This is a genomic window from Pseudomonas sp. 9.2(2024) (assembly GCF_039695385.1).
Classification (GTDB): domain Bacteria; phylum Pseudomonadota; class Gammaproteobacteria; order Pseudomonadales; family Pseudomonadaceae; genus Aquipseudomonas; species Aquipseudomonas paraglycinae.
Genome location: NZ_CP155585.1, coordinates 1,366,682 through 1,389,908, shown reverse-complemented (window position 1 = coordinate 1,389,908; position 23,227 = coordinate 1,366,682). Strand labels below are relative to the sequence as shown.

At 60.2% G+C, this 23,227-nt stretch carries 24 protein-coding genes; 9 read left to right on the top strand and 15 right to left on the bottom strand.

All coding sequences use genetic code 11. The features are described 5' to 3' along the window. Positions 1–10 precede the first annotated feature (10 nt). The 5 genes from ABFB52_RS06135 to ABFB52_RS06115 form a co-directional block, all read right to left on the bottom strand. A complete protein-coding gene (locus tag ABFB52_RS06135) occupies positions 11–946 on the bottom strand; it encodes a glutathione S-transferase family protein (protein ID WP_129973003.1) in 936 nt (311 codons plus the stop codon). Positions 947–1,223: 277 nt separating this feature from the next. Then, a complete protein-coding gene (locus tag ABFB52_RS06130; RefSeq protein ID WP_085747003.1) occupies positions 1,224–1,526 on the bottom strand; it encodes a GIY-YIG nuclease family protein in 303 nt (100 codons plus the stop codon). Between the two features lie 39 nt (positions 1,527–1,565). Then, a complete protein-coding gene (locus ABFB52_RS06125) occupies positions 1,566–2,039 on the bottom strand; it encodes a nuclear transport factor 2 family protein (protein ID WP_129973002.1) in 474 nt (157 codons plus the stop codon). A 100-nt stretch (positions 2,040–2,139) separates the two neighbouring features. Beyond that, the gene (locus tag ABFB52_RS06120; RefSeq protein WP_129973001.1) at positions 2,140–3,444 is read right to left on the bottom strand and encodes a CynX/NimT family MFS transporter; all 1,305 of its coding nucleotides are present in this window, start codon (positions 3,442–3,444) and stop codon (positions 2,140–2,142) included. Continuing rightward, complete coding sequence (locus tag ABFB52_RS06115) at positions 3,434–4,093, bottom strand: FadR/GntR family transcriptional regulator (protein WP_007957343.1); 660 nt, start codon at positions 4,091–4,093, stop codon at positions 3,434–3,436. Before ABFB52_RS06115 ends, ABFB52_RS06120 begins: the two co-directional genes overlap by 11 nt. Positions 4,094–4,259: 166 nt before the next feature. On the opposite strand from ABFB52_RS06115, the gene ABFB52_RS06110 reads away from it, so the two are divergent. Continuing rightward, positions 4,260–4,571, top strand: a complete 312-nt coding sequence (locus ABFB52_RS06110) for a type II toxin-antitoxin system MqsR family toxin (protein ID WP_085746999.1) — start codon at positions 4,260–4,262, stop codon at positions 4,569–4,571. After that, a complete protein-coding gene (locus ABFB52_RS06105; RefSeq protein ID WP_085746998.1) occupies positions 4,568–5,059 on the top strand; it encodes a type II toxin-antitoxin system MqsA family antitoxin in 492 nt (163 codons plus the stop codon). The genes ABFB52_RS06110 and ABFB52_RS06105 overlap by 4 nt, the downstream gene beginning before the upstream one ends. Before the next feature lie 52 nt (positions 5,060–5,111). On the opposite strand, the gene ABFB52_RS06100 is transcribed toward ABFB52_RS06105, so the two are convergent. From ABFB52_RS06100 to ABFB52_RS06085, 4 genes are all read right to left on the bottom strand, one after another. After that, positions 5,112–5,876, bottom strand: a complete 765-nt coding sequence (locus tag ABFB52_RS06100) for an amino acid ABC transporter ATP-binding protein (RefSeq protein ID WP_007957337.1) — start codon at positions 5,874–5,876, stop codon at positions 5,112–5,114. An 11-nt stretch (positions 5,877–5,887) separates the two neighbouring features. Beyond that, positions 5,888–6,985, bottom strand: a complete 1,098-nt coding sequence (locus ABFB52_RS06095) for an amino acid ABC transporter permease (protein WP_007957335.1) — start codon at positions 6,983–6,985, stop codon at positions 5,888–5,890. Between the two features lie 10 nt (positions 6,986–6,995). After that, complete coding sequence (locus ABFB52_RS06090; protein WP_129973000.1) at positions 6,996–8,177, bottom strand: amino acid ABC transporter permease; 1,182 nt, start codon at positions 8,175–8,177, stop codon at positions 6,996–6,998. 65 nt (positions 8,178–8,242) lie between these two features. Next, positions 8,243–9,274 carry an amino acid ABC transporter substrate-binding protein gene (locus ABFB52_RS06085; RefSeq protein ID WP_007957332.1) on the bottom strand — a complete coding sequence of 344 codons (1,032 nt, stop codon included), beginning with the start codon at positions 9,272–9,274 and terminating at the stop codon, positions 8,243–8,245. 467 nt (positions 9,275–9,741) lie between these two features. Between ABFB52_RS06085 and ABFB52_RS06080 the strand changes: the two genes are divergently transcribed. The 5 genes from ABFB52_RS06080 to ABFB52_RS06060 all read left to right on the top strand — a co-directional run bounded on the left by ABFB52_RS06080 (position 9,742) and on the right by ABFB52_RS06060 (position 14,919). Continuing rightward, on the top strand, positions 9,742–10,398 hold the full coding sequence (locus ABFB52_RS06080; RefSeq protein ID WP_085690612.1) for an alpha/beta fold hydrolase: 657 nt from the start codon (positions 9,742–9,744) through the stop codon (positions 10,396–10,398). A 96-nt stretch (positions 10,399–10,494) separates the two neighbouring features. After that, the gene (gene rhlB, locus ABFB52_RS06075) at positions 10,495–11,973 is read left to right on the top strand and encodes an ATP-dependent RNA helicase RhlB (protein ID WP_085746996.1); all 1,479 of its coding nucleotides are present in this window, start codon (positions 10,495–10,497) and stop codon (positions 11,971–11,973) included. 124 nt (positions 11,974–12,097) lie between these two features. After that, the gene (locus tag ABFB52_RS06070) at positions 12,098–13,042 is read left to right on the top strand and encodes an ornithine cyclodeaminase family protein (RefSeq protein WP_129972999.1); all 945 of its coding nucleotides are present in this window, start codon (positions 12,098–12,100) and stop codon (positions 13,040–13,042) included. A gap of 14 nt (positions 13,043–13,056) precedes the next feature. Next, positions 13,057–14,184 (top strand): FAD-binding oxidoreductase, encoded by a 1,128-nt coding sequence (locus ABFB52_RS06065; RefSeq protein WP_102717121.1) that lies wholly within the window; start codon positions 13,057–13,059, stop codon positions 14,182–14,184. A 93-nt stretch (positions 14,185–14,277) separates the two neighbouring features. Continuing rightward, a complete protein-coding gene (locus ABFB52_RS06060) occupies positions 14,278–14,919 on the top strand; it encodes a PAS domain-containing protein (protein ID WP_007957327.1) in 642 nt (213 codons plus the stop codon). A gap of 37 nt (positions 14,920–14,956) precedes the next feature. Here the strand turns inward: ABFB52_RS06060 and ABFB52_RS06055 are convergent, their stop codons facing one another. From ABFB52_RS06055 to ABFB52_RS06030, 6 genes are all read right to left on the bottom strand, one after another. Further along, positions 14,957–15,733 (bottom strand): ABC transporter substrate-binding protein, encoded by a 777-nt coding sequence (locus ABFB52_RS06055; RefSeq protein ID WP_011332566.1) that lies wholly within the window; start codon positions 15,731–15,733, stop codon positions 14,957–14,959. Between the two features lie 279 nt (positions 15,734–16,012). Next, positions 16,013–16,465, bottom strand: coding sequence for a molybdopterin synthase catalytic subunit MoaE (moaE, locus tag ABFB52_RS06050; RefSeq protein ID WP_129972998.1), 453 nt, complete (start codon positions 16,463–16,465; stop codon positions 16,013–16,015). Positions 16,466–16,468: 3 nt separating this feature from the next. Next, positions 16,469–16,711, bottom strand: coding sequence for a MoaD/ThiS family protein (locus ABFB52_RS06045; protein WP_085608143.1), 243 nt, complete (start codon positions 16,709–16,711; stop codon positions 16,469–16,471). Further along, complete coding sequence (moaC, locus tag ABFB52_RS06040; RefSeq protein WP_007957321.1) at positions 16,708–17,181, bottom strand: cyclic pyranopterin monophosphate synthase MoaC; 474 nt, start codon at positions 17,179–17,181, stop codon at positions 16,708–16,710. The genes ABFB52_RS06045 and moaC overlap by 4 nt, the downstream gene beginning before the upstream one ends. A gap of 101 nt (positions 17,182–17,282) precedes the next feature. Further along, positions 17,283–18,677 carry a PhoH family protein gene (locus ABFB52_RS06035; protein WP_007957320.1) on the bottom strand — a complete coding sequence of 465 codons (1,395 nt, stop codon included), beginning with the start codon at positions 18,675–18,677 and terminating at the stop codon, positions 17,283–17,285. Positions 18,678–19,026: 349 nt separating this feature from the next. After that, a complete protein-coding gene (locus tag ABFB52_RS06030; RefSeq protein WP_102717123.1) occupies positions 19,027–20,151 on the bottom strand; it encodes a polysaccharide deacetylase family protein in 1,125 nt (374 codons plus the stop codon). 138 nt (positions 20,152–20,289) lie between these two features. Here ABFB52_RS06030 and yaaA point away from each other — a divergent pair, with 138 nt between their 5' ends. Continuing rightward, positions 20,290–21,069 (top strand): peroxide stress protein YaaA, encoded by a 780-nt coding sequence (gene yaaA / locus ABFB52_RS06025; RefSeq protein WP_064382456.1) that lies wholly within the window; start codon positions 20,290–20,292, stop codon positions 21,067–21,069. Positions 21,070–21,880: 811 nt separating this feature from the next. Then, on the top strand, positions 21,881–23,197 hold the full coding sequence (locus tag ABFB52_RS06020; RefSeq protein WP_011332560.1) for a nucleotide sugar dehydrogenase: 1,317 nt from the start codon (positions 21,881–21,883) through the stop codon (positions 23,195–23,197). Positions 23,198–23,227 lie beyond the last annotated feature (30 nt).

Below are 23,227 nucleotides of genomic sequence, written 5' to 3'. Positions count from 1 at the left end.
CTCAGTTGTTTCAGCGTTTCTCGATCCGGAAACCGAAACGCGGGAAGTGCACATGCACCAACCCGCCTCGCTCGTCTTCACGGCGCAGGATTAGCTCCTCACGACCGGCAAACACCAGCTCACCGGCCACCGGATCTACACCGTAGTCTGTCGCTGCGACCAGCACCTGCTGACCTGCCAAGAACCCGTTCGGATCAGTGAACTCTTCGTCCGGCAACGCCGCCGGCGTCGAGCTGCGCGCGATCTCCAGTGCCTCCTCCGAGCTCATCTCGCTGGCCGCGCCATGGCCGAAGCCGAGCACACGCCCCAGCCACGCCGACACTGCCGGGTAAGCATCCACCAACGGTGCCGTCACGTGCGTGGCCTTGAGGAACCACAGCGGATGGGCCATGGCGAAGTCGGCAATCGACGGCTCGCCGAACAGGAAGTCACCGTCTTCGCGCTGCAACTGTTGCTCCAGACGCGCCATGAGTGTCGGCCAATTGTGCTTGGCCTGCTCCGCTGAAAGCTTGGTTGCGCTGCCACCACTGAACAGTCCGGCCCGATCGACAAGGAACGCCTTGATCGCTTCCGGCGGCAATTTGCCGAAACGCACTGCCACCGATTCCGGCTGGAACACCAGGCTCACCGCGTGCTGGAACACCACCGAATCGGCCCAGGCGGCAAAACTGGCGGCAATCATTTCCTGACCTTCCGGGAAGAACGAAGGCTGAGCCTTCTCCTGCTCGAGGCGGCGGGCGATCAGCGCGGTGTCGCAATAGATGTCAGCGCCGATCTGCAGCACCGGAGTCTTGCGGTAGCCACCTGTCAGGGCGGTCAGGTCCGGTTTCGGCATCACCGGCGAGATGTGCACCGAGCGCCAGGACAGGCCCTTGAAACCCAACAGCAGCCGGGCCTTTTCGGCGAATGGAGAGGTCGGGTAATGATGCAGAATCAACTCGGACATGCTCGGCTCCGCCGCACAGAAAGTGAGCCAGCAGCTTAGCGCGCAATTCGTTCGCAGCCTACGGATCCGGCTGATGGGAACTGATCAGTCAGGTTGATAATGGGCGCAAAGGCGAATAGTCTTCAGCTGCGCCAGTGTATCCAGTGAGATGCAATAACCCCCGGCCGCAAACCGAGGTTTATAGAAAAAACCGCCTGCAAGGGCGGTTTTTTCTTGCCTGTCGTTTATGCAACGTGCCTCCTCCACGAGAGGGATATCTAAAAGTTCGAGGACTCATTCAGTCGTGCCGATAAGACGCCACCAGACACTCCTTCGCACTCTTCCTGAGCTTCTTGATCAATCGCTCCTGACGCAACGCATCACCCTTGTCGCGACAACGCTCGGTGTAGACCAGCGCCATCGCCGGGCTTGAGAGAAAGAATCGCGCCCCTTTGCCGCTCTGGTGCTTGGCGAAACGGCGCACGGGATCATCGCTGATCCCGCAGTACAGCGAACCGTTGGCGGCGCGTACGAGGTAGACGAACCAGGACTTGCTCACTGGAACGTCGGCATCGAGAGGATTTTCGCTAAGGCTGGTCACGGGACAATTCAGGCGTAAGGAAAACAGGCCGCGATCTTATCAGCGACTCGCCTGAAATGCCTTCAGCCCTTTCAGCGCCTGGGCGCGGACGGCGTTGCGCACCAGCGGCGTCCAGCCAAGGAGCAGGCCCTTGAAGCCCAGCGCCTGGCGCGACCAGCGCCACAGGTCGAAGTAGTCGTGGTGTTCGCAGATCTTGCCGTCACGGAAGACGAAACGTGCCTGGATGTCGTTGATGACGATGTTGCCGGTCTGGCTGAACAGGTACGTCGCTACCCAGTGGGCGCCGCCGCTGCGCTCGTCGGCGCGGACGTTGTCGAAGGTCAGGGAGAAGTCCTTGGCCCGGGTAGTGAGCATGCGCCACATGTCGCCGGCATCGCGGCCGCGCAGCTCGCCGAAGGCCGGATCGCTGAACACCACGTCGTCGGTGTAGCAGGCGTCCATGGCCTCGGCGTCGAGGCGCTGGAAAGCCTGGTAGAAACGGGTGATCAGGGCGCTGTGGGCTTCTTCACTCATGGGCAATCTCCAGGAAAGGTACAGATTGCCAGCACGATAATCCGCAAACGCCCGAAACACTATCGGCATTCGCATTCCGAATACCGACAGTGTGTGCGTATCAGACCTTTTCGCTGACCACCTGCACGTACAACGCACGTCCGGCACCGAGGCCGGCGAGGATTGCCCCGGCACCGATAATGCCGAAGATCCAGCCCACGGCGTTCCAGCCGCCGGTCCAGTCATGCACCACGCCGACCGCGAAAGGCCCCATGGATGCGAGGGTGTAACCGAAGCCCTGGGACATGCTCGACAGGTTCGCCGCGACATGGGAATCCCGTGAGCGAAGCACGATCAGGGTCAGCGCCAGGCTGAACGTACCGCCCTGCCCCAGGCCCAGCAGGATCGCCCAGCCCCACAACCCTTCGATCGGCGCATAGAGGCAACCGAACAGACCGCCGAGGGTCAGCGCCATCACCACCACGATCGCCAGCCGCTGATCCTTGCCGCGCGTGGCCAGCCACGGTGCCGCCAGGGAGCTGGCGAGCTGGATGATCACCGAACCGGACAGCACCAGGCCGGCCTGGGTCGGCGTCAGCCCGCGACCGATAAGGATCGACGGCAACCAGCCGAACACGATGTAGGCCAGCGACGATTGCAGGCCCATGTACAAGGTCACCTGCCAGGCCAGCGGATCACGCAACAGACCACGCACTCGATACGCGACATTGTGCGCGCCGTGCTTCTGGCCGATTTGCGGCAGCCAGAACACTGCCGCCACCAGCGCCGGAATCACCCAGAAACCCAGGCCCATGGCCCAGCTGTGGTCGAAGTGCTCGCTCAGCGGCACGGTGGAGCCCGCCGCCATCGCCGCGCCCAGACACAGAGCCATGGTGTAGACACCGGTCATGGTGCCGGCATGCTTGGCGAAGTCACGCTTGACGATGCCCGGCAGCAACACGCCGATGATGCCGATGCTCGCGCCGCCCAGCACGCTGCCGGCGAACAGACCGATTTCACCGAAATTGCTGCGCAGGATGATGCCGCCGGCCAGTGTCAGAAGAATTCCCAAGACCACCCGCTCGGCACCGAAACGCCGCGCAAGTATCGGGGCCAGCGGAGCGAACAGACCGAGGCAAAGCACCGGCAACGTCGTCAATAAACCCGCTTGAGCGGCGGACAAACCGAGGCTTTTCGACACCTCACTGAGCAACGGCGCCATGCTCGACAGCGCCGGACGAAGGTTCAACGCCACCAGAATCAGCCCCAGCAGCAACAGCCACGGACGCCGTACCAGCGGATGGCTTTGCTGCACCTGCTCGTCATCGGCTTCGGCGTCGATCAACAACTCTTCGAGCTCGGCCTTGCGAACGGGTGCTGGGGAGGCTTCTGGGCGGGACATGGTTTTCTCGGTTTCAAGGTTCATTGATCAACTGCCTCGACAGGGCTTTGGCCCGCTCCGGATCGCGCTGCTCGACGGCCTCGAGCAAGGCGACGTGCAAATCGAAGACTTCCTGTCGACGGGGGACGATGTTCAGGGTCTGGCGCAATTGCGCGCCAACGATGCTGGAAAAATAGCGATACAGCTCGCTGAGGGTCGGGTTGTGCGCGGCATCCACCAGACGGCGGTGGAAAACCAGATCGCAGCGGATGTAACTGTCGAGGTCGCCGTGGTAGTGGCTGCCGGCGACACCCAGCGCCTCGCGCAACGCGACGAGGTCTTCATCGGTCCGGCGCAAGGCCGCCAGGCCGATGGCCTCGACTTCAAGGATGTGCCGGGTTTCCCGGGCCTGGTCCAGCGAGCATTTGGACAGCGCCTTGAGCGTGTCCATCGGATCGACCACCGCCCGCAGGTAACTGCCGTCACCCTGACGGATTTCGATCAACCCGGAAAACGCCAGCACCCGCATCGCCTCGCGCACGGTGTTGCGGCTGATGCCGAGCTCGGCACACAGCTCGGGCTCGGTCGGCAAACGCTGACCGACCTGCCACGTGCCATCGGTGATGCGCTGGCGCAATTGATCCAGGGCCTGATCGACCAGGGATCGCTTAATAAGTGGAGAAATGTCTGACATTGGATTCGCCCTTTCATCCAATCATGGGATGAATTTTCTGACATGTTAGTCAGCTCCTTGTAGGACAGCAACCACCTAGGGTCAGAGAGGGGCAAATGGAGCGGGATTTTCGATTGGTCAAAATTACCCTTTAAGGGTAATTTCAGGGACAGGGTTTTGGTTTCTTATGGAAAAGTACACACCCCATTACGACTTGGTGGTGATCAAGGCTGAGGTCAGGCGACGGGGAAGACAGGCATTCACCAAGAGCGCAGAAAAAACCGGACTGGATCTCGGCTTCAGCATCATAGAGATGCAAGAAATCGTTTTCGAACTGCAGAACAGGATGTTGTACAAGTCGATGACCACCTATGACGATCATCGAGTCTGGCAAGACGTTTATCACACGCACTCACACGATCTGGAGATTTACATCAAGGTGACATACCGCCCCGAAGGTGGCCCACCGGTAATCTCCTTCAAGGAGAAAAACCAATGAAAACCCGGCAATGTTTCAGCTGCGGTGCACGTGAGGGAATGACACATTTCGAAGGCCGCGGCGAAACCATCAGTGTCAAAGGCATGGAACGTCGTATCGATGACCTTGCTGGCTGGGAATGTCGCAAATGCGGTGAGGTCGAGTGGGACGCCGATACCGATAGTGCAGAACGCTACACGCAAGCCGGTGATGATCTGGTGATTGCTGCCCGACAAATGATCGGTAACGAGATGAAGCGCATCCGGCGCAAATTGCACCTGACGCAAAAAGAAACGGTGCAACTGCTGTCTGGTGGCGGACACAACGCATTTTCCCGCTATGAGCGCGGCGAAGTGCTTCCGCCGAAGGCATTGGTGCTGCTGATGCGCCTGCTCGATCGCTATCCGCACTTGCTCGCCGATGCGAAAGCCCTGGGTGAAGGGGCGGATCTGAGGAACGCCTTCAAGTATACCGAGCACAAAGAACACGAAACCCTCACCGCCTCCTGACCCACAAAAAACAAACCCGGCACAAGGCCGGGTTTATTTTATTCATCAGATCTCAATGCAGAATCTGACTCAGGAACAGCTTCGTCCGATCATTCTGCGGATTGTCGAAGAAGTCGTTCGGCGCCGCCTGTTCAACGATTTCGCCCTTGTCCATGAAGATCACGCGGTTGGCCACGGTGCGAGCGAAGCCCATTTCGTGGGTTACGCAGAGCATGGTCATGCCGTCTTCGGCCAGGCCGATCATGGTGTCGAGCACCTCTTTCACCATCTCCGGATCGAGTGCCGAGGTCGGTTCGTCGAACAGCATGATTTTCGGTTTCATGCACAGCGCGCGGGCGATCGCCACACGCTGTTGCTGACCGCCGGACAGTTGCCCCGGGTACTTGTGCGCCTGTTCCGGAATGCGTACGCGTTCCAGGTAATGCATGGCGATTTCCTCGGCCTTGCGCTTGGGCATCTTGCGCACCCACATCGGCGCCAGGGTGCAGTTCTGCAGGATGGTCAGGTGCGGAAACAGGTTGAAGTGCTGAAATACCATGCCGACTTCACGGCGAATCGCTTCGATCTGCTTGAGGTCGTTGGTCAGCTCCACACCATCGACCACGATGCGGCCCTGCTGGTGCTCTTCTAGACGGTTGAGGCAGCGGATGGTGGTGGACTTGCCGGAACCCGACGGGCCGCACAGCACGATACGCTCGCCCTGACGCACGTTCAGGTTGATGTCTTTCAGCACGTGGAACTGGCCGTACCACTTGTTCACACCCTGCATCTGAATGATGCCTTCAGGGCCCACTGGCTTTTTGATTGCTTCGCTCATCGAAAAAACTCCTAACGCTTGTGGCCAGTGTCGAGCTTGCGTTCCAGGTGCATGGAATAGCGCGACATACCAAAACAGAAAATCCAGAACACCAGGGCGGCGAACACGTAGCCTTCGGTGGCCATGCCCAGCCATTTCGGATCGGCAGCGGCTTGCTTGACGCTGTTGAGCAGGTCAAAGAGGCCGATGATGATCACCAGGCTGGTGTCCTTGAACAGCGCGATGAAGGTGTTGACGATGCCGGGAATCACCAGCTTCAGGGCTTGCGGCAGAATCACCAGGCCCATGGCGCGCCAGTAACCGAGGCCCATCGCGGCCGCGGCTTCGTACTGACCTTTGGGGATCGCTTGCAGACCGCCGCGCACCACCTCGGCGACGTACGCCGACTGGAACAGGATCACGCCGATCAGCGCCCGCAGCAGCTTGTCGAAGTTCATGCCTTCGGGCAGGAACAGCGGCAGCATCACCGACGACATGAACAGCACCGTGATCAACGGCACGCCGCGCCAGAACTCGATGAAGGTCACGCAGACCACTCGGATCGCCGGCATGTTCGAGCGCCGGCCCAGCGCCAGGACAATCCCCAGCGGCAACGCACCGGCGATGCCGACAGTGGCGATCACCAGGGTCAGCATCAGACCGCCCCACTGGCTGGTCGCCACGGTGTCGAGGCCGAAGACGCCGCCATGCAGCAGGCACCAGGCAACGATCGGGTAGACCACCAGGAAGCTCAGGCCGTATACCGCCTTGTGCGCCACGCGCTTGATGAACAGTGGCGCCACGCCGATGACCGCCAGCCACACGGTCAGGTCCACGCGCCAGCGCAGTTCCGGCGGGTAGTAGCCGTACATGAACTGGCCGAAACGCTGCTGGATGAAGACCCAGCAGGCGCCGTCCTTGGTGCAGTCGGCGCGGGTGGTGCCGACCCAGTTGGCATCGATGATCGCCCAGCTGAGGATCGGCGGAATCACCAGGTAGATCAGGTAGAACGCGAACAGGGTCAGCAGGGTGTTGAGCCAGCTGGAGAACATGTTCGCGCGGATCCACGCCATCGGGCCGAAGACCTTGGCCGGCGGTGGCATGTCGGGTTTGAAAGTATGAGTACTCATGCGCTATTCCTTACCGCTCGATCAGCGCGATGCGCTTGTTGTACCAGTTCATCAGCAGGGAAATGCTGATACTGATCGCCAGGTACACGCTCATGGTGATGGCAATGACTTCGATCGCCTGACCGGTCTGGTTCAGCACGGTGCCGGCGAACAGCGAAACCATTTCCGGATAACCGATACCGGCCGCCAGCGAGGAGTTCTTCGCCAGGTTCAGGTATTGGCTGGTCAGCGGCGGGATGATGACCCGCAGCGCTTGCGGAATGATCACCTTGCGCAGGGTCGGGCCGTTGCGCAGGCCGAGCGAATGCGCCGCCTCGGTCTGGCCATGGCTGACCGACTTGATGCCCGAACGCACGATCTCGGCGATGAACGCTGCGGTGTACACCGTCAACGCCAGGGTCAAGGCCAGCAGTTCCGGAATCAGCACCCAGCCACCGACGAAGTTGAAGCCTTGCAGCTTCGGCATTTCCCAGTGCACGGGGGCACCGAAGATCAGCGCGCACACCGCCGGGATCACCAGGAACAGCGCCAGGCCGGCCCAGAACTTGTGGAACGGCTCGCCGGTGGCTTCAAAGCGCTTGTTGGCCCAGCGGCTCATCAGCACGATGGCGACGATGGCCACCACGATGCTGACCACGAACGCCCAGAAGCCGTCGGCCATTTGCGCGGCCGGCATGTTCAGGCCACGGCTGCTGACGAAGAAGGTATCGCCGAAGTTGTGGCTGTTGCGCGGCCCCGGCATGGTCAGGAACACCGCGAAGTACCAGAACAGGATCTGCAGCAGTGGCGGGATGTTACGGAAAACCTCCACGTACACCGTTGCCAGTTTGGAAATGATCCAGTTCTTCGACAGGCGCGCGACGCCGACGATGAAGCCGAGGATCGTGGCCAGGATCACACCAATGAAAGTCACCAGCAGCGTGTTGAGCAGGCCGATGACAAACACCCGGGCATAACTGTCCGCTTCGGTGTAGGAGATCAGGTGTTGAGCGATGCCGAACCCGGCACTGCGCTCCAGAAAGTCGAACCCCGAAGTGATACCTCGGTGTTGCAGGTTGGTCTGGGTGTTATCGAACAGATACCAGCCCAGGGAGACCACCGCCACGATGGTGATGATCTGAAATACCCACGCACGCACTCGTGGATCGCTGAGGCTGAGCCTCTGCTTTGGTGCGCCGATTGAATTTTGCATGAAGTGCCCCGGAAATAATGGAACAGAACGTCACCCGGCAGTTGGCCTGCCGGGTGACAGAACCATCAGCGCACTGGTGGTGCGTATTGAATGCCGCCGTTGTTCCACAGCGCGTTCAGGCCGCGGTCGATTTCCAGCGGAGTGCTCTTGCCGAGGTTTTTCTCGAAGATTTCGCCGTAGTTGCCGACTTGCTTGACGATCTGTACGACCCAGTCCTTCGGCAGTTTCAGGTCTTTGCCGTATTCGCCGTCTGCGCCGAGCATACGAGCGACATCCGGGTTCTTGGTGGCTTTGGCTTCCGCTTCGACGTTCTTCGAAGAGATGCCCGCTTCTTCGGTGTTCAGCAGCGCGTAGCCAACCCAACGCACGATGGCCAGCCACTCGTCGTCGCCGTTACGCACGACCGGGCCCAGTGGTTCCTTGGAAATGGTTTCCGGCAGAACCACGTAGTCCTTCGGCGAAGCCAGCTTGCTGCGCTGGGCGAACAGCTGGGACTTGTCGGAGGTCAGCACGTCGCAACGACCGGATTCCAGCGACTTGGCGCTTTCATCGGAGGTGTCGAAAGTGATCGGGGTGTATTTCAGACCGTTGCCGCGGAAGTAGTCGGAAACGTTCAGCTCGGTGGTGGTACCGGCCTGGATGCAGATGGTTGCACCGTCCAGCTCTTTGGCACTCTTCACGCCCAGCTTGTTGTTTACCAGGAAGCCGATACCGTCGTAGTAGGTAATGAAGCCCGGGAATTTCAGGCCCATGCCCGCGTCACGGGAGCTGGTCATGGTGGTGTTGCGCGACAGGATGTCGATCTCGCCCGACTGCAGCGCGGTGAAACGCTCCTTGGCGTTCAACTGACTGAACTTGACCTTGGTCGCGTCGCCGAACACGGCAGCCGCCACAGCGCGGCAGACGTCAGCATCGATACCCACGATCTTGCCGGTGGAATCCGGAACCGAGAAGCCTGGCAAGCCATCACTGACGCCGCACTGCACGAATCCTTTCTTCTTCACTGCATCCAGGGTTGCACCCGCCTGAGCGAACCCGCTGACACCCAGTACTGCAGCAGCAGTCACGATCGCCAGAGTGGATTTCAACATCTTCATTCAAACCTCCAGTTTTGCTCTTGTTGTGTCGGAGCTTGAGTCCAGTCGCACCCTTTTGAGGCGTTGTTGACCCGTGTTGGCTTTTTTTGGGGTCAACCGACGCAGGACCTTCGCTATGAGTCTAGTAGGAGAAAATCCACATCATGGACAACTCACTTCTCACCAGTCGGCCGAACGGGCGGTAGCCCTTTCACGTTCGCTAAGCCCGTTGCGGCCATTGGCGAACATCCATCACCGGATTCTTTGCTATCCCGTCGCCAGGCGTTCACTGATAGTGTTACCGCCAGGCGCGAGATCGATTGCACGACTACCTCATAGCAAAGCCCGTACCACACCGGCTGCTGAAGCGATTGAGTGACAGGTCAATAGCAAAACTTGCAGCCTTGCGACATCTTCTTAACGGATCAACCGGGCGCGCACGCAAATCACGCACTCAATGAGAGCGCCCGCACACAATTGGAGCAGCCATGACCGAGCCCTTGATTCTTCAGCCCGTTAAGCCCGCAGACGCCTGCGTGATCTGGCTGCACGGCCTCGGCGCCGACCGCTACGACTTTCTGCCGGTGGCCGAAGCGCTTCAGGAAAGCCTGCTGAGCACGCGTTTCGTCCTTCCCCAGGCGCCGACCCGTCCGGTGACAATAAATGGCGGATATGCCATGCCGAGCTGGTACGACATCAAAGCCATGAGCCCGGCCCGGGCAATCGACCGCGATGAGCTGGAAGCGTCCGCCGACCGCATCATCGAATTGATCGAAGAACAGCGAAGCAGCGGAATAGACGCCTCGCGGATTTTCCTCGCCGGGTTCTCCCAGGGTGGCGCTGTGGTCTATCACACCGCGTTTCTGAAATGGCAGGGGCCGTTGGGCGGGGTGCTGGCATTATCGACATACGCGCCGACGTTCAGCGATGAACTGGAGTTGTCCGCCAGCCAGCAGCGGATTCCGGTGCTGTCGCTGCACGGCCAGTTCGACAACGTGGTGCAGAACTCGATGGGACGCACGGCTTATGAGTATCTCAAGGCCCATGGTGTCACCGTGACATGGCAGGAATACCCAATGGAGCACGAAGTGTTACCCGAAGAAATTCGCGACATCGGCACATGGTTGAGCGAACGCCTGCGCTGACAATTGCGACAGGGGTCGCCCTTTGATCATCCCACTACGCCGCGCCCGTTTCTTGCATTACACTGGCCGGCGTACATTCCTTAACCAATTGATGAGATGACCGTGCTCAAAGCACTCAAGAAAATGTTCGGTAAAAGCGAGGCTGAGCAGCTCGCGCCAGTCCCCACTGCGCCGTCGCACGCCCCCGGTCATCGCAGCGATGCCAGCCAGGCCGACCGCCAGACGCCCGCCACGACGCCCAAACGCGAACCGAAACCCGCTCCAGCTGCCGTGCCCGCCACCGAGCCAGCCCGCAGCGAAGCACCAAAACCGGCCAGACCACGTCGCGAACCCAAGCCCAAGGCGCCGGTGATTCCCTGGAAACTCGAAGACTTCGTCGTCGAGCCCCAGGAAGGCAAGACCCGCTTCCACGATTTCAAGCTCGCCCCGGAACTGATGCACGCCATCCACGACCTGGGTTTCCCGTATTGCACGCCGATCCAGGCTCAGGTGCTGGGTTACACCCTCGCCGGCAAAGACGCCATCGGCCGCGCCCAGACCGGCACCGGCAAGACCGCCGCGTTCCTGATCTCGATCATCACCCAGCTGTTGCAGACCCCGCCGCCGAAAGAGCGCTACATGGGCGAGCCACGGGCGCTGATCATCGCGCCGACCCGCGAGCTGGTGGTGCAGATCGCCAAGGACGCCGCCGACCTGACCAAGTACACCGGCCTCAACGTCATGACGTTCGTCGGCGGCATGGACTTCGACAAGCAGCTTAAGCACCTCGAAGCGCGCCATTGCGACATCCTCGTCGCGACCCCGGGCCGCCTGCTTGACTTCAACCAGCGCGGTGACGTGCATCTGGACATGGTCGAAGTGATGGTGCTGGACGAAGCCGACCGCATGCTCGACATGGGCTTCATCCCGCAGGTTCGTCAGATCATTCGCCAGACCCCGCCGAAAAGCGAACGCCAGACCCTGCTGTTCTCCGCGACCTTCACCGATGACGTGATGAACCTCGCCAAGCAGTGGACCACCGATCCTGCGATTGTCGAAATCGAGGTCACCAACGTGGCCAACGAAAACGTCGAACAGCACATCTACGCGGTGGCCGGTGCCGACAAATACAAACTGCTCTTCAACCTGGTCAACGACAACGGCTGGGAGCGGGTCATCGTGTTCGCCAACCGCAAGGACGAAGTGCGCCGCATCGAAGAACGCCTGGTGCGTGACGGCATCAACGCCGCGCAACTGTCCGGCGACGTGCCGCAGCACAAGCGGATCAAGACGCTGGAAGGCTTCCGCGAAGGCAAGATCCGGGTACTGGTCGCCACCGACGTGGCCGGTCGCGGCATCCACATCGACGGCATCAGCCACGTGATCAACTTCACCCTGCCGGAAGTCCCGGACGACTACGTGCACCGCATCGGCCGTACCGGTCGTGCTGGCGCCGACGGTGTGTCGATCAGCTTTGCCGGTGAAGACGACTCCTATCAGTTGCCGTCCATCGAAGAAAAACTCGGTCGCAAGATCAGCTGTGAAACGCCGCCGACCCATCTGTTGCGGGCGGTTGAGCGCAAGCGTCCACAGTAAGCGACGCCATAAAGAGAAGCGCAGCCGGCAACGGACTGCGCTTTTTTTTCACCCGGATATTGTTCAACAAAACTAAAAGTCCATAATGGACAAATTAGTTTAGAAACAGTCTCCGGAGTCTGACATGTCCAGTACGCCTTACGTGATCGACCAAACCCAGGCCCGCGAGCTGTTGGCCCGAATCGATGTGCCGCAGATCCTGCGCAAGCTGTTCCGCGATCTGGCGGCCGGGCATGCGGTGCAACCGGCGCAGCAACTGGTGGAATTCCCTCAGGGTGCCGGGGACTTCATCAACTATCTGGGCGTGCTGGCGGAAGACGGCGTGTACGGGGTCAAGACTTCGCCTTACATCGTTCGCGAACAAGGCCCGCTGGTGACGGCGTGGACGCTGCTGATGTCGATGCAGACCGGCCAGCCGCTGCTGCTCTGTGATGCCGGCGAACTGACCACTGCCCGTACCGCTGCGACCACGGCCGTGGCGGTCGATGCCCTCGCCCCGTTGAACGCCACGCGTCTGGCAATCATCGGCAGCGGCAAGGTCGCCCAGGCGCACCTGCATTACGTCAAAGCGTTGCGCGACTGGCAGAGCATCAGTGTGTACTCGCCGACCTTGAGCGAAGACCCGGCCACCGCCCGCCAACTGCAAGCCCTCGATCCACGGGTGAACATCGCCGACAGCCGCGAAACCGCCATCGCCGAAGCCGACGTGATCATGCTCTGCACCTCGTCCGCAGGCCCCGTGATCGACCCGGCAACCTTGAGCAAACCGGCGCTGATCACCTCGATCAGCACCAACGCACCGCGCGCCCACGAAGTGCCGCCGCAAAGCCTCAACGACATGCAGGTGTTCTGCGACTATCGTCTGACCACCCCGGGCTCGGCCGGCGAGATGCTGATCGCCCGCGAACAACATGGCTGGGACAACAACGCGATCCTCGGTGACCTGGCGGATCTGCTCAGCGAAAAAGTGCAGCGTCCCGATTACAACCGTCACGTGTTTTTCCGCTCCATCGGTCTGGGCCTCGAAGACATCGCCCTGGCCAACGCCGTCTATCAATTGCAGCGCTGACACCGGAGATTTTCATGAGTCATGCAGATTTCATCATCATCGGCGGCGGGATTGCCGGCGCGTCCACCGGTTTCTGGCTGTCGCAGCACGGCAAGGTCGTGGTGCTGGAGCGCGAGTCGCACCCGGCCTATCACTCCACCGGGCGTTCGGCTGCGCTGTTCACCGCTGCTTACGGCACTGCGCAGGTCCGGGCGCTGACCCTGGCCAGCCGCGAATTCTTCGACCATCCGCCCAGCGGCTTCTGCGAGCACCCGCTGCTGACCCCGCGCGGGGAAATGACCGTGGACTTCACCGGCGACGTCGCCGAGCTGAACAATCAATACCTCAGCGCCAAAGCCACGGTGCCGGAGATGCAGTTGCTCAGCGCGGATGAAGCCTGCGCGCGGCTGCCGATCCTGCGCCGGGAAAAAGTCCATGGCGCGATCTACGACCCGACCGCCAGCGACATCGACACCGACGCCCTGCATCAGGGTTATCTGCGCGGCATCCGTCGCAACAACGGCCAGGTGCAGACCGATTGCGAAGTGCTCGGACTGAGCCGGGACGCCGACGGCATCTGGCACGTGCAGACCAACGGCCAGACCTTCAGCGCGCCCATCGTGATCAACGCAGCAGGCGCCTGGGCCGACAAGATCGGTGCCCTTGCCGGCGCCAAGCCGCTGGGCCTGCAACCGAAACGCCGCGCGGCGTTCATCTTCGCCGGCCCGGAAGGCGTGGACATTCATCACTGGCCGATGCTGGTCAGCCTCGACGAATCCTTCTACATGAAGCCCGACGCCGGGATGTTCCTCGGCTCACCGGCCAATGCCGACCCGGTCGAACCCCACGACGTGCAGCCGGAAGAACTGGACATCGCCATGGGCATTTACCAGATCGAGGAAGCGACGACCCTGACCATCCGCCGCCCGACCCGCACCTGGGCCGGCCTGCGCAGTTTCGTCACCGATGGCGATTTGCTGTCCGGCTTCGATCCTCAGGTGCCGGGGCTGTTCTGGGTCGCGGCCCAGGGTGGCTACGGCATCCAGACTTCGCCGGCGATGGGCATGGCCAGCGCGGCACTGGTACGTGACGAATCGTTGCCCGACCATCTCAAGCAATTCGGCCTGACCGCCGCCATGCTCGCCCCTGCCCGCCTGGCCTGACCGTCCGCCCGGATGACGCGCCCGACGGATTGCGGCACACTCGCAACGCCCCCGGATCACGGGGGCGTTGACGTTGCCTGGAGCTCCACAGTTATGACCGCCCCCGAACACACGCCCGAGCTGCATGACGCCGCGCTGGACAACTACCACGCCATCGCCGACGCCATTGCCACGCTGTTCTTTCCCCACGCCGAAGTGGTGCTGCACGACCTGCGCACGCAGAAGGTCGACTACATCGCCAACAACCTGTCGAAACGGGTGATCGGCGATGAATCGTCGCTGGAAGACATGCTCAGCGACGACGTCAGCGAACGGAACATCGGTCCGTACGAAAAGCTCAACTGGGACGGCCAGAAGATTCGCAGCCTGAGCACCGTGCTGCGCGACAGCGAAGGTCATCCGCTGGCGGTGCTGTGCATCAATCTGAATATTTCGCTGTTCGAAAATGCCAAGGCTGCGCTGGACCTGTTCCTCTCGCCGAGCAAACTGATCCCGCAACCGGACTCGCTGTTTCGCGATGACTGGCAGGAGCGCATCAACACTTTCCTGCACGCCTGGCTACGCGAGCGGCAACTGAGCCTGAATTTGCTGACCCGCGATCACAAACGCGAACTGGTGCTGGCGCTGCACGCCGAGGGAGCGTTCAAGGGCAAGAGCGCCTCGAACTATGTAGCCAATGTACTGAACATGGGGCGGGCGACGGTGTACAAGCACTTGAAGGAATTGAAGGGCTGAAACCGTGCAGCCTGCGAAGGCTGCACGGTCTTCAGACTCAGTCGCCGTAGATGTCCGACTTGAAGTACTTCTCGGAAATTTTCTGATACTCGCCACTCGCGCGAATGCCGTCGATGGCAGTGTTCAACTGGCTGACCAGTTCGGTGTTGCCCTTGCGCACCGCAATCCCCGCGCCCTCGCCCACGTATTTCGGATCCTTCAGCTCAGGCCCGACGAAGGCGTAACCCTTGCCGCGCGGCATCGACAGGAAGTCGGTCAGCGGGATGGTGTCGGCGAAAATCGCATCGAGACGCCCGGCCGCCAAGTCCATGTAGATTTCTTCGTTGTTGCCGTAGCGCTTGACGTTGATGCCCTTGGGCTCGAACACCTCGGTGGCGTAACGGTCGGTGGTAGTCGCACGCTGCACGCCGACGGTCTTGCCCTTGAGGCTGGCGTACTGGTCATCGACGCTCGCGCCTTCCTTCATCACCAGCCGCGACGAGGTGAAATAGTACTTGTGGGTGAAGTCCACCGACTTCTTGCGGTCTTCATTGATGGTCATGGACGACAGCGCCATGTCGATTTTCTTCACTTTCAGGGAAGGAATGAGACCGTCGAACTCGCCCTCGACCCACACGCACTTGACCTGCATCTGCGCGCACAGGGCATTGCCGATGTCGTAGTCGAAACCGACGATTTCACCCTTGTCGGTCTTCGAGGCGAAGGGCGGATACGCCGCTTCGATACCGATGCGCAGGGTTTTCTCGGCGGCGAACGCGCTGCTGCACGCCAACAGGCTCAGCGCCAGACCGGTGATGAGGGGGAATTTCTTCATGTTCGTTCTCTCGCGGGTTGTTGTTGGTTTGGCAAGACAGAAGAAAAAGCTGGAAACGGGGAAAGACTTTTTTGTACTTGTAAATCCATACTGGACTTTTACGTACAAACCGTCAATTGGGCGAGACCGATCATTTCTGGCCGATGGTCGGGGAGGTGAACTTGAGGGAGTTGGTGATTCGGATGGCCTCTTCGCGAGCAAGCTCGCTCCCACAAGGATCATCGAAAACCTTTGGGAGCGAGCTTGCTCGCGAAGACTGACGCCAAGACGACAGAAGGGTTACTGCTTCCAGCGATCCGCCGCCGCACGATCGCTGTCGCGACCTTCGACCCAGCGCGGGCCGTCGCTGGTGTTTTCTTTCTTCCAGAACGGTGCGCGGGTTTTCAGGTAATCCATGACGAAGGCGCAGGCGTCGAACGCCGCCTGGCGGTGGGCGCTGGCGGCGGCGACGAACACGATCGGCTCACCCGGTTCCAGCGCGCCGATGCGGTGCAGCACTTCCAGCTTCAACAGCGGCCAGCGCTGCTCGGCTTCAACGGCGATCTTGCCGAGGGCCTTTTCGGTCATGACCGGATAGTGTTCGAGGAACATCCCGGCGACATCCAGGCCGTCGTTGAAGTCGCGCACGTAGCCGACAAAGCTCACCACCGCGCCAACCCCGACATTGGCCGCGTGCATCGCGTTGACTTCAGCGCCCGGATCGAACGGTTGGGACTGCACCCGAATGCCCATGTCTCAGCCTCCGGTCACGGTAGGAAAAAACGCCACTTCGTCGCCATCGACCACCGGTTCGTCGAGCTGGCAGAGGTCTTCGTTGCGCGCGCACATCAGGTTCTGTTCGCTCAGCACCTCGGCGCCCTCACGCTGCGCCAGCAACGCACGAACGTCATCGACGGTGGCGAAATCACCTTCGACCTTCACCGAATCCACGCCCAGTGCCTCACGGTAACGGGCAAAAAACTTCACGGTCAGGTTCATGGCTGCTCCGCCTGGAAATGCCCGCTCTTGCCGCCAACCTTTTCCAGCAGACGTACGCTTTCGATGGTCATGCCACGGTCCACGGCCTTGCACATGTCGTAGATGGTCAGGGCGGCGACGCTGGCGGCGGTCAGCGCTTCCATCTCGACGCCGGTCTGCCCGGACAATTTGCAGCGAGCCACGATGCGCACCGCGTCATCGCCTTCGGCACTGAGTTCGACCTTGACGCCGGTCAGCATCAACGGATGGCACAGGGGAATCAGGTCACTGGTTTTCTTCGCCGCCTGAATGCCGGCAATGCGCGCCACGGCGAACACGTCGCCCTTGGGATGGCCACCGCTGACGATCATCTGCAGGGTGTCGGGCAGCATGCGCACCAGCGCTTGGGCCGTCGCTTCACGGAACGTCACGGCTTTTTCGGTGACGTCGACCATGTTGGCGCGACCTTGGGAATCGAGATGAGTCAGCACGGGATTACTCCTGATCAGGAGCGTCGATTGTAAACCTGGGGGTCAGAATTGCGCACATAAAAAACCGGGCGACTTTGCAGTCGCCCGGTTCGGTTTGACGGTTACAGATGCGATTCGGCGTATTCGGCCAGGATCGAGCGAGGCACCCCTTGCAGGGTGATGTGCACCCCGTTGGGGAAATCCTTGAAGCGTTCGGTCAGGTAGGTCAGCCCGGAGCTGGTCGCGGACAGGTAAGGGGTATCGATCTGTGCCAGGTTGCCCAGGCACACCACTTTGGAACCGGCGCCGGCCCGGGTGATGATGGTTTTCATCTGGTGCGGCGTGAGGTTCTGGCATTCGTCGATCAGGATCAGGCTCTGCTGGAAGCTGCGACCGCGAATGTAGTTGAGCGATTTGAACTGCAACGGCACTTTGCTGAGGATGTAGTCGACGCTGCCATGGGTGTTTTCGTCATCCATGTGCAAGGCTTCGAGGTTGTCGGTGATGGCGCCCAGCCACGGCTCCATTTTTTCCGCCTCGGTGCCGGGCAGGAAGCCGATTTCCTGGTCCAGGCCCTGCACGCTGCGGGTGGCGATGATGCGGCGATAGCGCTTGCTGACCATGGTCTGCTCGATCGCCGCGGCCAGCGCCAGAATGGTTTTACCCGAGCCGGCGGCGCCGGACAGGTTGACCAGGTGAATATCCGGATCCAGCAGCGCGTACAGCGCCAGGCTCTGGTAGATGTCCCGTGGCTTGAGGCCCCAGGCTTCCTGGTGCAACAGCGGTTCCTGGTGCAGGTCGAGGATCAGCAGCTTGTCTTCTTCGATCTCCTTGATCCAGCCGACGAAGCCCTGCTCATCGATGATGAACTCGTTGATGTGCACGGCAGGCAGGTTGTCGATCAGCTGTACCTGATGCCAGGTGCGGCCGTGGTCCTGACGGGTTTCGACCTTGCTCACGCGGTCCCAGAAGGAGCCGGTCATGTTGTGATAGCCGTTGGGCAGCAGGGACACGTCGTCAACCAACTGGTCGGTGCTGTAGTCCTCGGCGTCGATCCCGCAGGCGCGCGCCTTGAGGCGCATGTTGATGTCTTTGGTAACGAGCACCACCGGTTTTTTCGGGTCGCGGGTATGCAGGTCGATCAGCTGGTTGATGATTTTGTTGTCGTTCAGATGCTCGGGCAGAATCAGGTTCGATTCGGCCTGCTTGCTCATCAGAATCGACAGCAAGCCCTTCGGGCCGCCCTTGCCGCGCTGGATCGGCACGCCCTGTTCGACATCATCGGGTGAAGCATCGCCCAGGGTCTTGTCGATCAGCCGGATAGCCTGACGGCATTCGGCGGCCACGCTGTGATGCCCGCTCTTGAGCTTGTCCAGCTCTTCAAGCACGGTCATCGGGATCGCGACGTGGTGTTCTTCGAAATTCAGCAGGGCGTTTGGATCGTGAATCAGTACGTTGGTATCGAGTACATAAAGGATTGGCTGGTTGGAGGAAGGGCTACGTCCGTGATCATCCATACTCGGTCACCTTTGTGGGAGCCATTCGACGCAATACCTCGGCGGTGCTGCGCCTCGAAGTGACTGCCGAATCCACCTGCACAGCTTTTGTCGGGATAGCAGGTGAACCGCACACAAAATGGGTCTTGGAAGACGCCACCTGTGTTGCAGGTTTCGGCGGTCTGACTTCGTAATACTCCAAAACCCGTGACAGAAAAAAGCACTTTGACGCTTTTTTGAAGTTTATTTTGCAAAGTGACGAAAAGCCCTTGGCGGACCGCCCTGCCCCCGTTAGAGTCGGAAGTCCGCCTGCATCGAATTCTGCAAAAAATTCACCCCAAGCCCAATGTTTCCGGGCTCTTGCCGTTTTTCAGCGAAACGCGTCCTGACAGTCTTCCCAGCCGATGCCGCTTTGCGCGGTTTGCGCGATCAGCCACGGCAACGCAGTCTTCACCGCATCCTGCTTCATGTTGAAATTGATCACCCCGTGCCGCCACAGCAGCATCAGGGTCAGCACCCGCTGCGCGCTCGGAGCGCCCTTGAGCTTGCCGGCGCCGTCCTGGGCATCGATGTCCCACAGCGCCACTTGCAGGCCCTGGCTGTTGAAAAAGCTCCGGGCATCGCTACGACGTTGCCCTTCCGGTGGACGGAACAGCGGCACGTAGTTCTCCGGCAACTTGTTCTTGACCAGATCGGCACTGCGCCGCACCGAATCCTGCCAGTCCTGCCAGTGGCTGTGGGAGCGGAACTCCCAGCCCTGCACGCCGACGCACTGCTGCGAAAACGCCGCTTGCAGGCTGCTGACGGAACGGTCGGCCAGCCGCGCCTGAACATCCTTGCCCAGCATGAAAAAGGTGCCGCTCAGGTTCGACTTGCGCAGGTACTCGGCGAGCCAGTCGGTGTTGTCCGGTTGCAGGTTGGCGGCGCTGTCGAAACTCAGCAGAAACAAGCGATCGTGCATGTCGTCGCCGTTGCGCTCGTAGTCTCCGAAATGATCGAGTTCGCTGCTGGTCTGCGGCGACAGCGCAGCCTTGCGCATCAGCTCATCGAGGTATTGCAGGTGGAAGATCCGGCTCGGCTCGGCCCACTTGGTGTAATAGCTTTCGTCGCTGACCACGAATTTGGCGGCCTGCTCGCGCAGGGTCGGCAGGTCTTCGACGAGGAAGCAGAACGAGGCGTCCTGATCGCAGCTTTGCTGGGCAAAGTTGTAGTTGGCCAGCAGCCGCTGCCACAGGCGCTCGCGCAGGCTGTTGATTGCATCCAGATTGACCGTGCGCAGCCCCAGACGCTGGGCGAGCGCCGCTTCGTCCAGCGCTTCGGTGCCGAGCAGGCCTCGGGCGAACATCAGGATTTCCGCCCGCGAGGCGACATCGAACAGGGTCGGATTGTCGAGTTTTTCCGGCCAGGTGCTGCGATCCAGCGTCGCGATATCGCCCGGCGCCGCAACGGCACCGACGCTCAACAGCCACGCGGTGAAAAAAAGAACAATGCGCAAAGGGTGTCTCCATAACAAAACCCGCGCCGCACTATAGCCGATCCGGCTCGTAAACCGCCGATCACCTATGGACGCGATAGCTGGAGTCATCCGCCCCAACCCCCTAGAATCGCCCCCACGATTAAAGGAGACGACTTCATGCTGATGGTGATTTCCCCCGCCAAGACCCTCGATTACGAAACACCGCCGGCGACCCAGCGCTTCACCCAGCCGCAATACCTCGACCATTCCCAGGAACTGATCCAGCAACTGCGCGAACTGAGCCCGGCGCAGATCAGCGAACTGATGCACGTGTCCGACAAGATCGGCGGCCTTAACGCCGCGCGTTTCGGCAGCTGGACACCGGCGTTCACCCCGGAAAACGCCAAACAGGCACTGCTGGCCTTCAAGGGCGACGTCTACACCGGGCTTGATGCCCAGTCGTTCAGCGAAGCCGACTTCGATTACGCGCAACAGCACCTGCGCATGCTCTCCGGCCTTTACGGCCTGCTGCGGCCGCTCGACCTGATGCAGCCGTATCGCCTGGAAATGGGCACCAAACTGGCCAACGCCCGTGGCAAGGACTTGTACGCCTTCTGGGGCACGCGCATCAGCGAATGGCTGAACGAAGCGCTGGCCGACCAGGGCGACGACGTGCTGCTCAACCTGGCGTCCAACGAATACTTCTCGGCGGTCAAACGCACAGCCTTGAATGCGCGGATCATCAACACCGAATTCAAGGACCTTAAAAACGGCCAGTACAAGATCATCAGCTTCTACGCCAAGAAAGCCCGGGGCCTGATGAGCCGCTTCGTGATCCAGGAAAAAATCAACGATCCGGCCCTGCTCAAGCAGTTCGATGTGCAGGGTTATCGCTACAGCGCCGAGCAATCGAAACCGGATAATCTGGTGTTTCTACGCGATCACGCCCCCGAATAAAGCATGCCTAATGCACGACTCTTTATATGAAGAGTCGTGCAGCTCGCACGATGTCAAAAAACCCCCGCCACATTTCGCCATTTTACTGGCGCCAGAAAAACATCCCTGTCTTTTCTAAGATTAGTTTCACTCGACACTGATCATTTTTTTCAGTAGTGGCACCTAAATTTTTTCACCGTAGTGGCACAAAACTATCTAACGTGATTTTTCGCCTGTTATTAAAGGTCGAAAACGAAACTGCTATCAAATTGATACTGGTGCCATCTCTGACAATATTTCAAGAAATTTCAGATTTCGCGATGAGCGGACAGGAACTTCGTCCGAATGCATAGCTCATACCACCGGTAACGATTCTCGCCGAGTTTGTACGAGATAACTTACGCGGAGCAGATAGCCATGTAACCAAGTTGTCACAGCAACTTGCCTAGATGACTAACTAGTCTCAAAGCAGACGATGGACAGGAGATACGCACCATTAATATCCCCTACAAAGGCCATGGCCGCGCCCTTATAAACGTGCTCACCTGAGCACCCAACCGCTTGATTTACGGGACTTTCATCCTGACATCGAGCGCGCAAGACGATTGCACAAGAGTCTTCTCCAAAGAAGATCGGCTGCATAACAGGGCACGTCATAACAACAAGGCCTGGTTGCGCACATCTTGAGTGCACTTATTTAGACACTCGGAACTTAAGTATGCCTGCACACGGCATTGTGGCGCCTGTATGCCGCACTTTCGAGTGCACTAATGAACGCTGAACACCATTAACTCCGGCCCTCTAAGGCCTGATATATACAGAGGTAATTGCGATGCGCATCAGCATATTTGGTTTGGGTTACGTTGGCGCAGTATGTGCCGGTTGCCTGTCTGCTCGGGGCCACGACGTAGTGGGCGTCGATGTTGCCAAAGACAAGATCGACATGATCAACGCTGGCAAATCTCCCATTGTCGAACCGGGCCTGGGCGAGTTGCTGGCACAAGGTATTCAGACCGGTCGTCTGCGCGGCACGACCAACTTCGCCGAAGCGATTCGCGACACCGACCTGTCGATGATCTGCGTCGGTACGCCGAGCAAAAAGAACGGCGACCTGGAACTGAACTACATCGAAGCGGTATGCCGCGAGATCGGTTTTGTCCTGCGTGAAAAGTCCACCCGCCACACCATCGTGGTGCGCAGCACCGTATTGCCGGGCACCGTGGCAAACGTTGTCATCCCGATCCTCGAAGACTGCTCCGGCAAGAAAGCCGGCGTTGATTTCGGTGTCGCCGTGAACCCTGAGTTCCTGCGTGAATCCACCGCGATCGCCGACTACGACCTGCCACCGATGACCGTCATCGGCGAGTTCGACAAGGCGTCGGGTGACGTACTGCAATCGCTGTACGAAGAACTCGACGCACCGATCATCCGCAAGGACATCGCCGTCGCCGAGATGATCAAGTACACCTGCAACGTCTGGCACGCCACCAAAGTGACCTTCGCCAACGAGATCGGCAACATCGCCAAAGCCGTGGGCGTCGATGGCCGCGAAGTGATGGACGTGGTCTGCCAGGACAAGACCCTCAACCTGTCCCAGTACTACATGCGCCCGGGCTTCGCTTTCGGCGGTTCGTGCCTGCCCAAAGACGTGCGCGCCCTGACCTACCGCGCCGGTTCCCTGGACGTCGAAGCGCCGCTGCTCAACTCGCTGATGCGCAGCAACGAATCGCAAGTGCAGAACGCCTTCGACATCGTTGAAAGCCACGACAAACGCAAAGTCGCCCTGCTCGGCCTGAGCTTCAAGGCAGGCACCGACGACCTGCGCGAAAGTCCGCTGGTGGAACTGGCCGAGATGCTGATCGGCAAGGGCTACGACCTGAGCATCTACGACAGCAACGTCCAGTACGCTCGTGTCCACGGCGCGAACAAGGACTACATCGAGTCGAAGATCCCGCACGTATCGTCCCTGCTCAATTCGGACTTCGATTCGGTGATCGACAACTCCGACGTGATCATCCTCGGCAACCGCGACGAGAAGTTCCGCGCCCTGGCCGAAGAAGCGCCGCAGGGCAAGCAGGTGATCGACCTGGTGGGCTTCATGTCCAAGGCCACCAGTGCCGGTAGCCGCACTGAAGGCATCTGCTGGTAACTCGGCCCTAAGCGACAAGCCTCGAGCTGC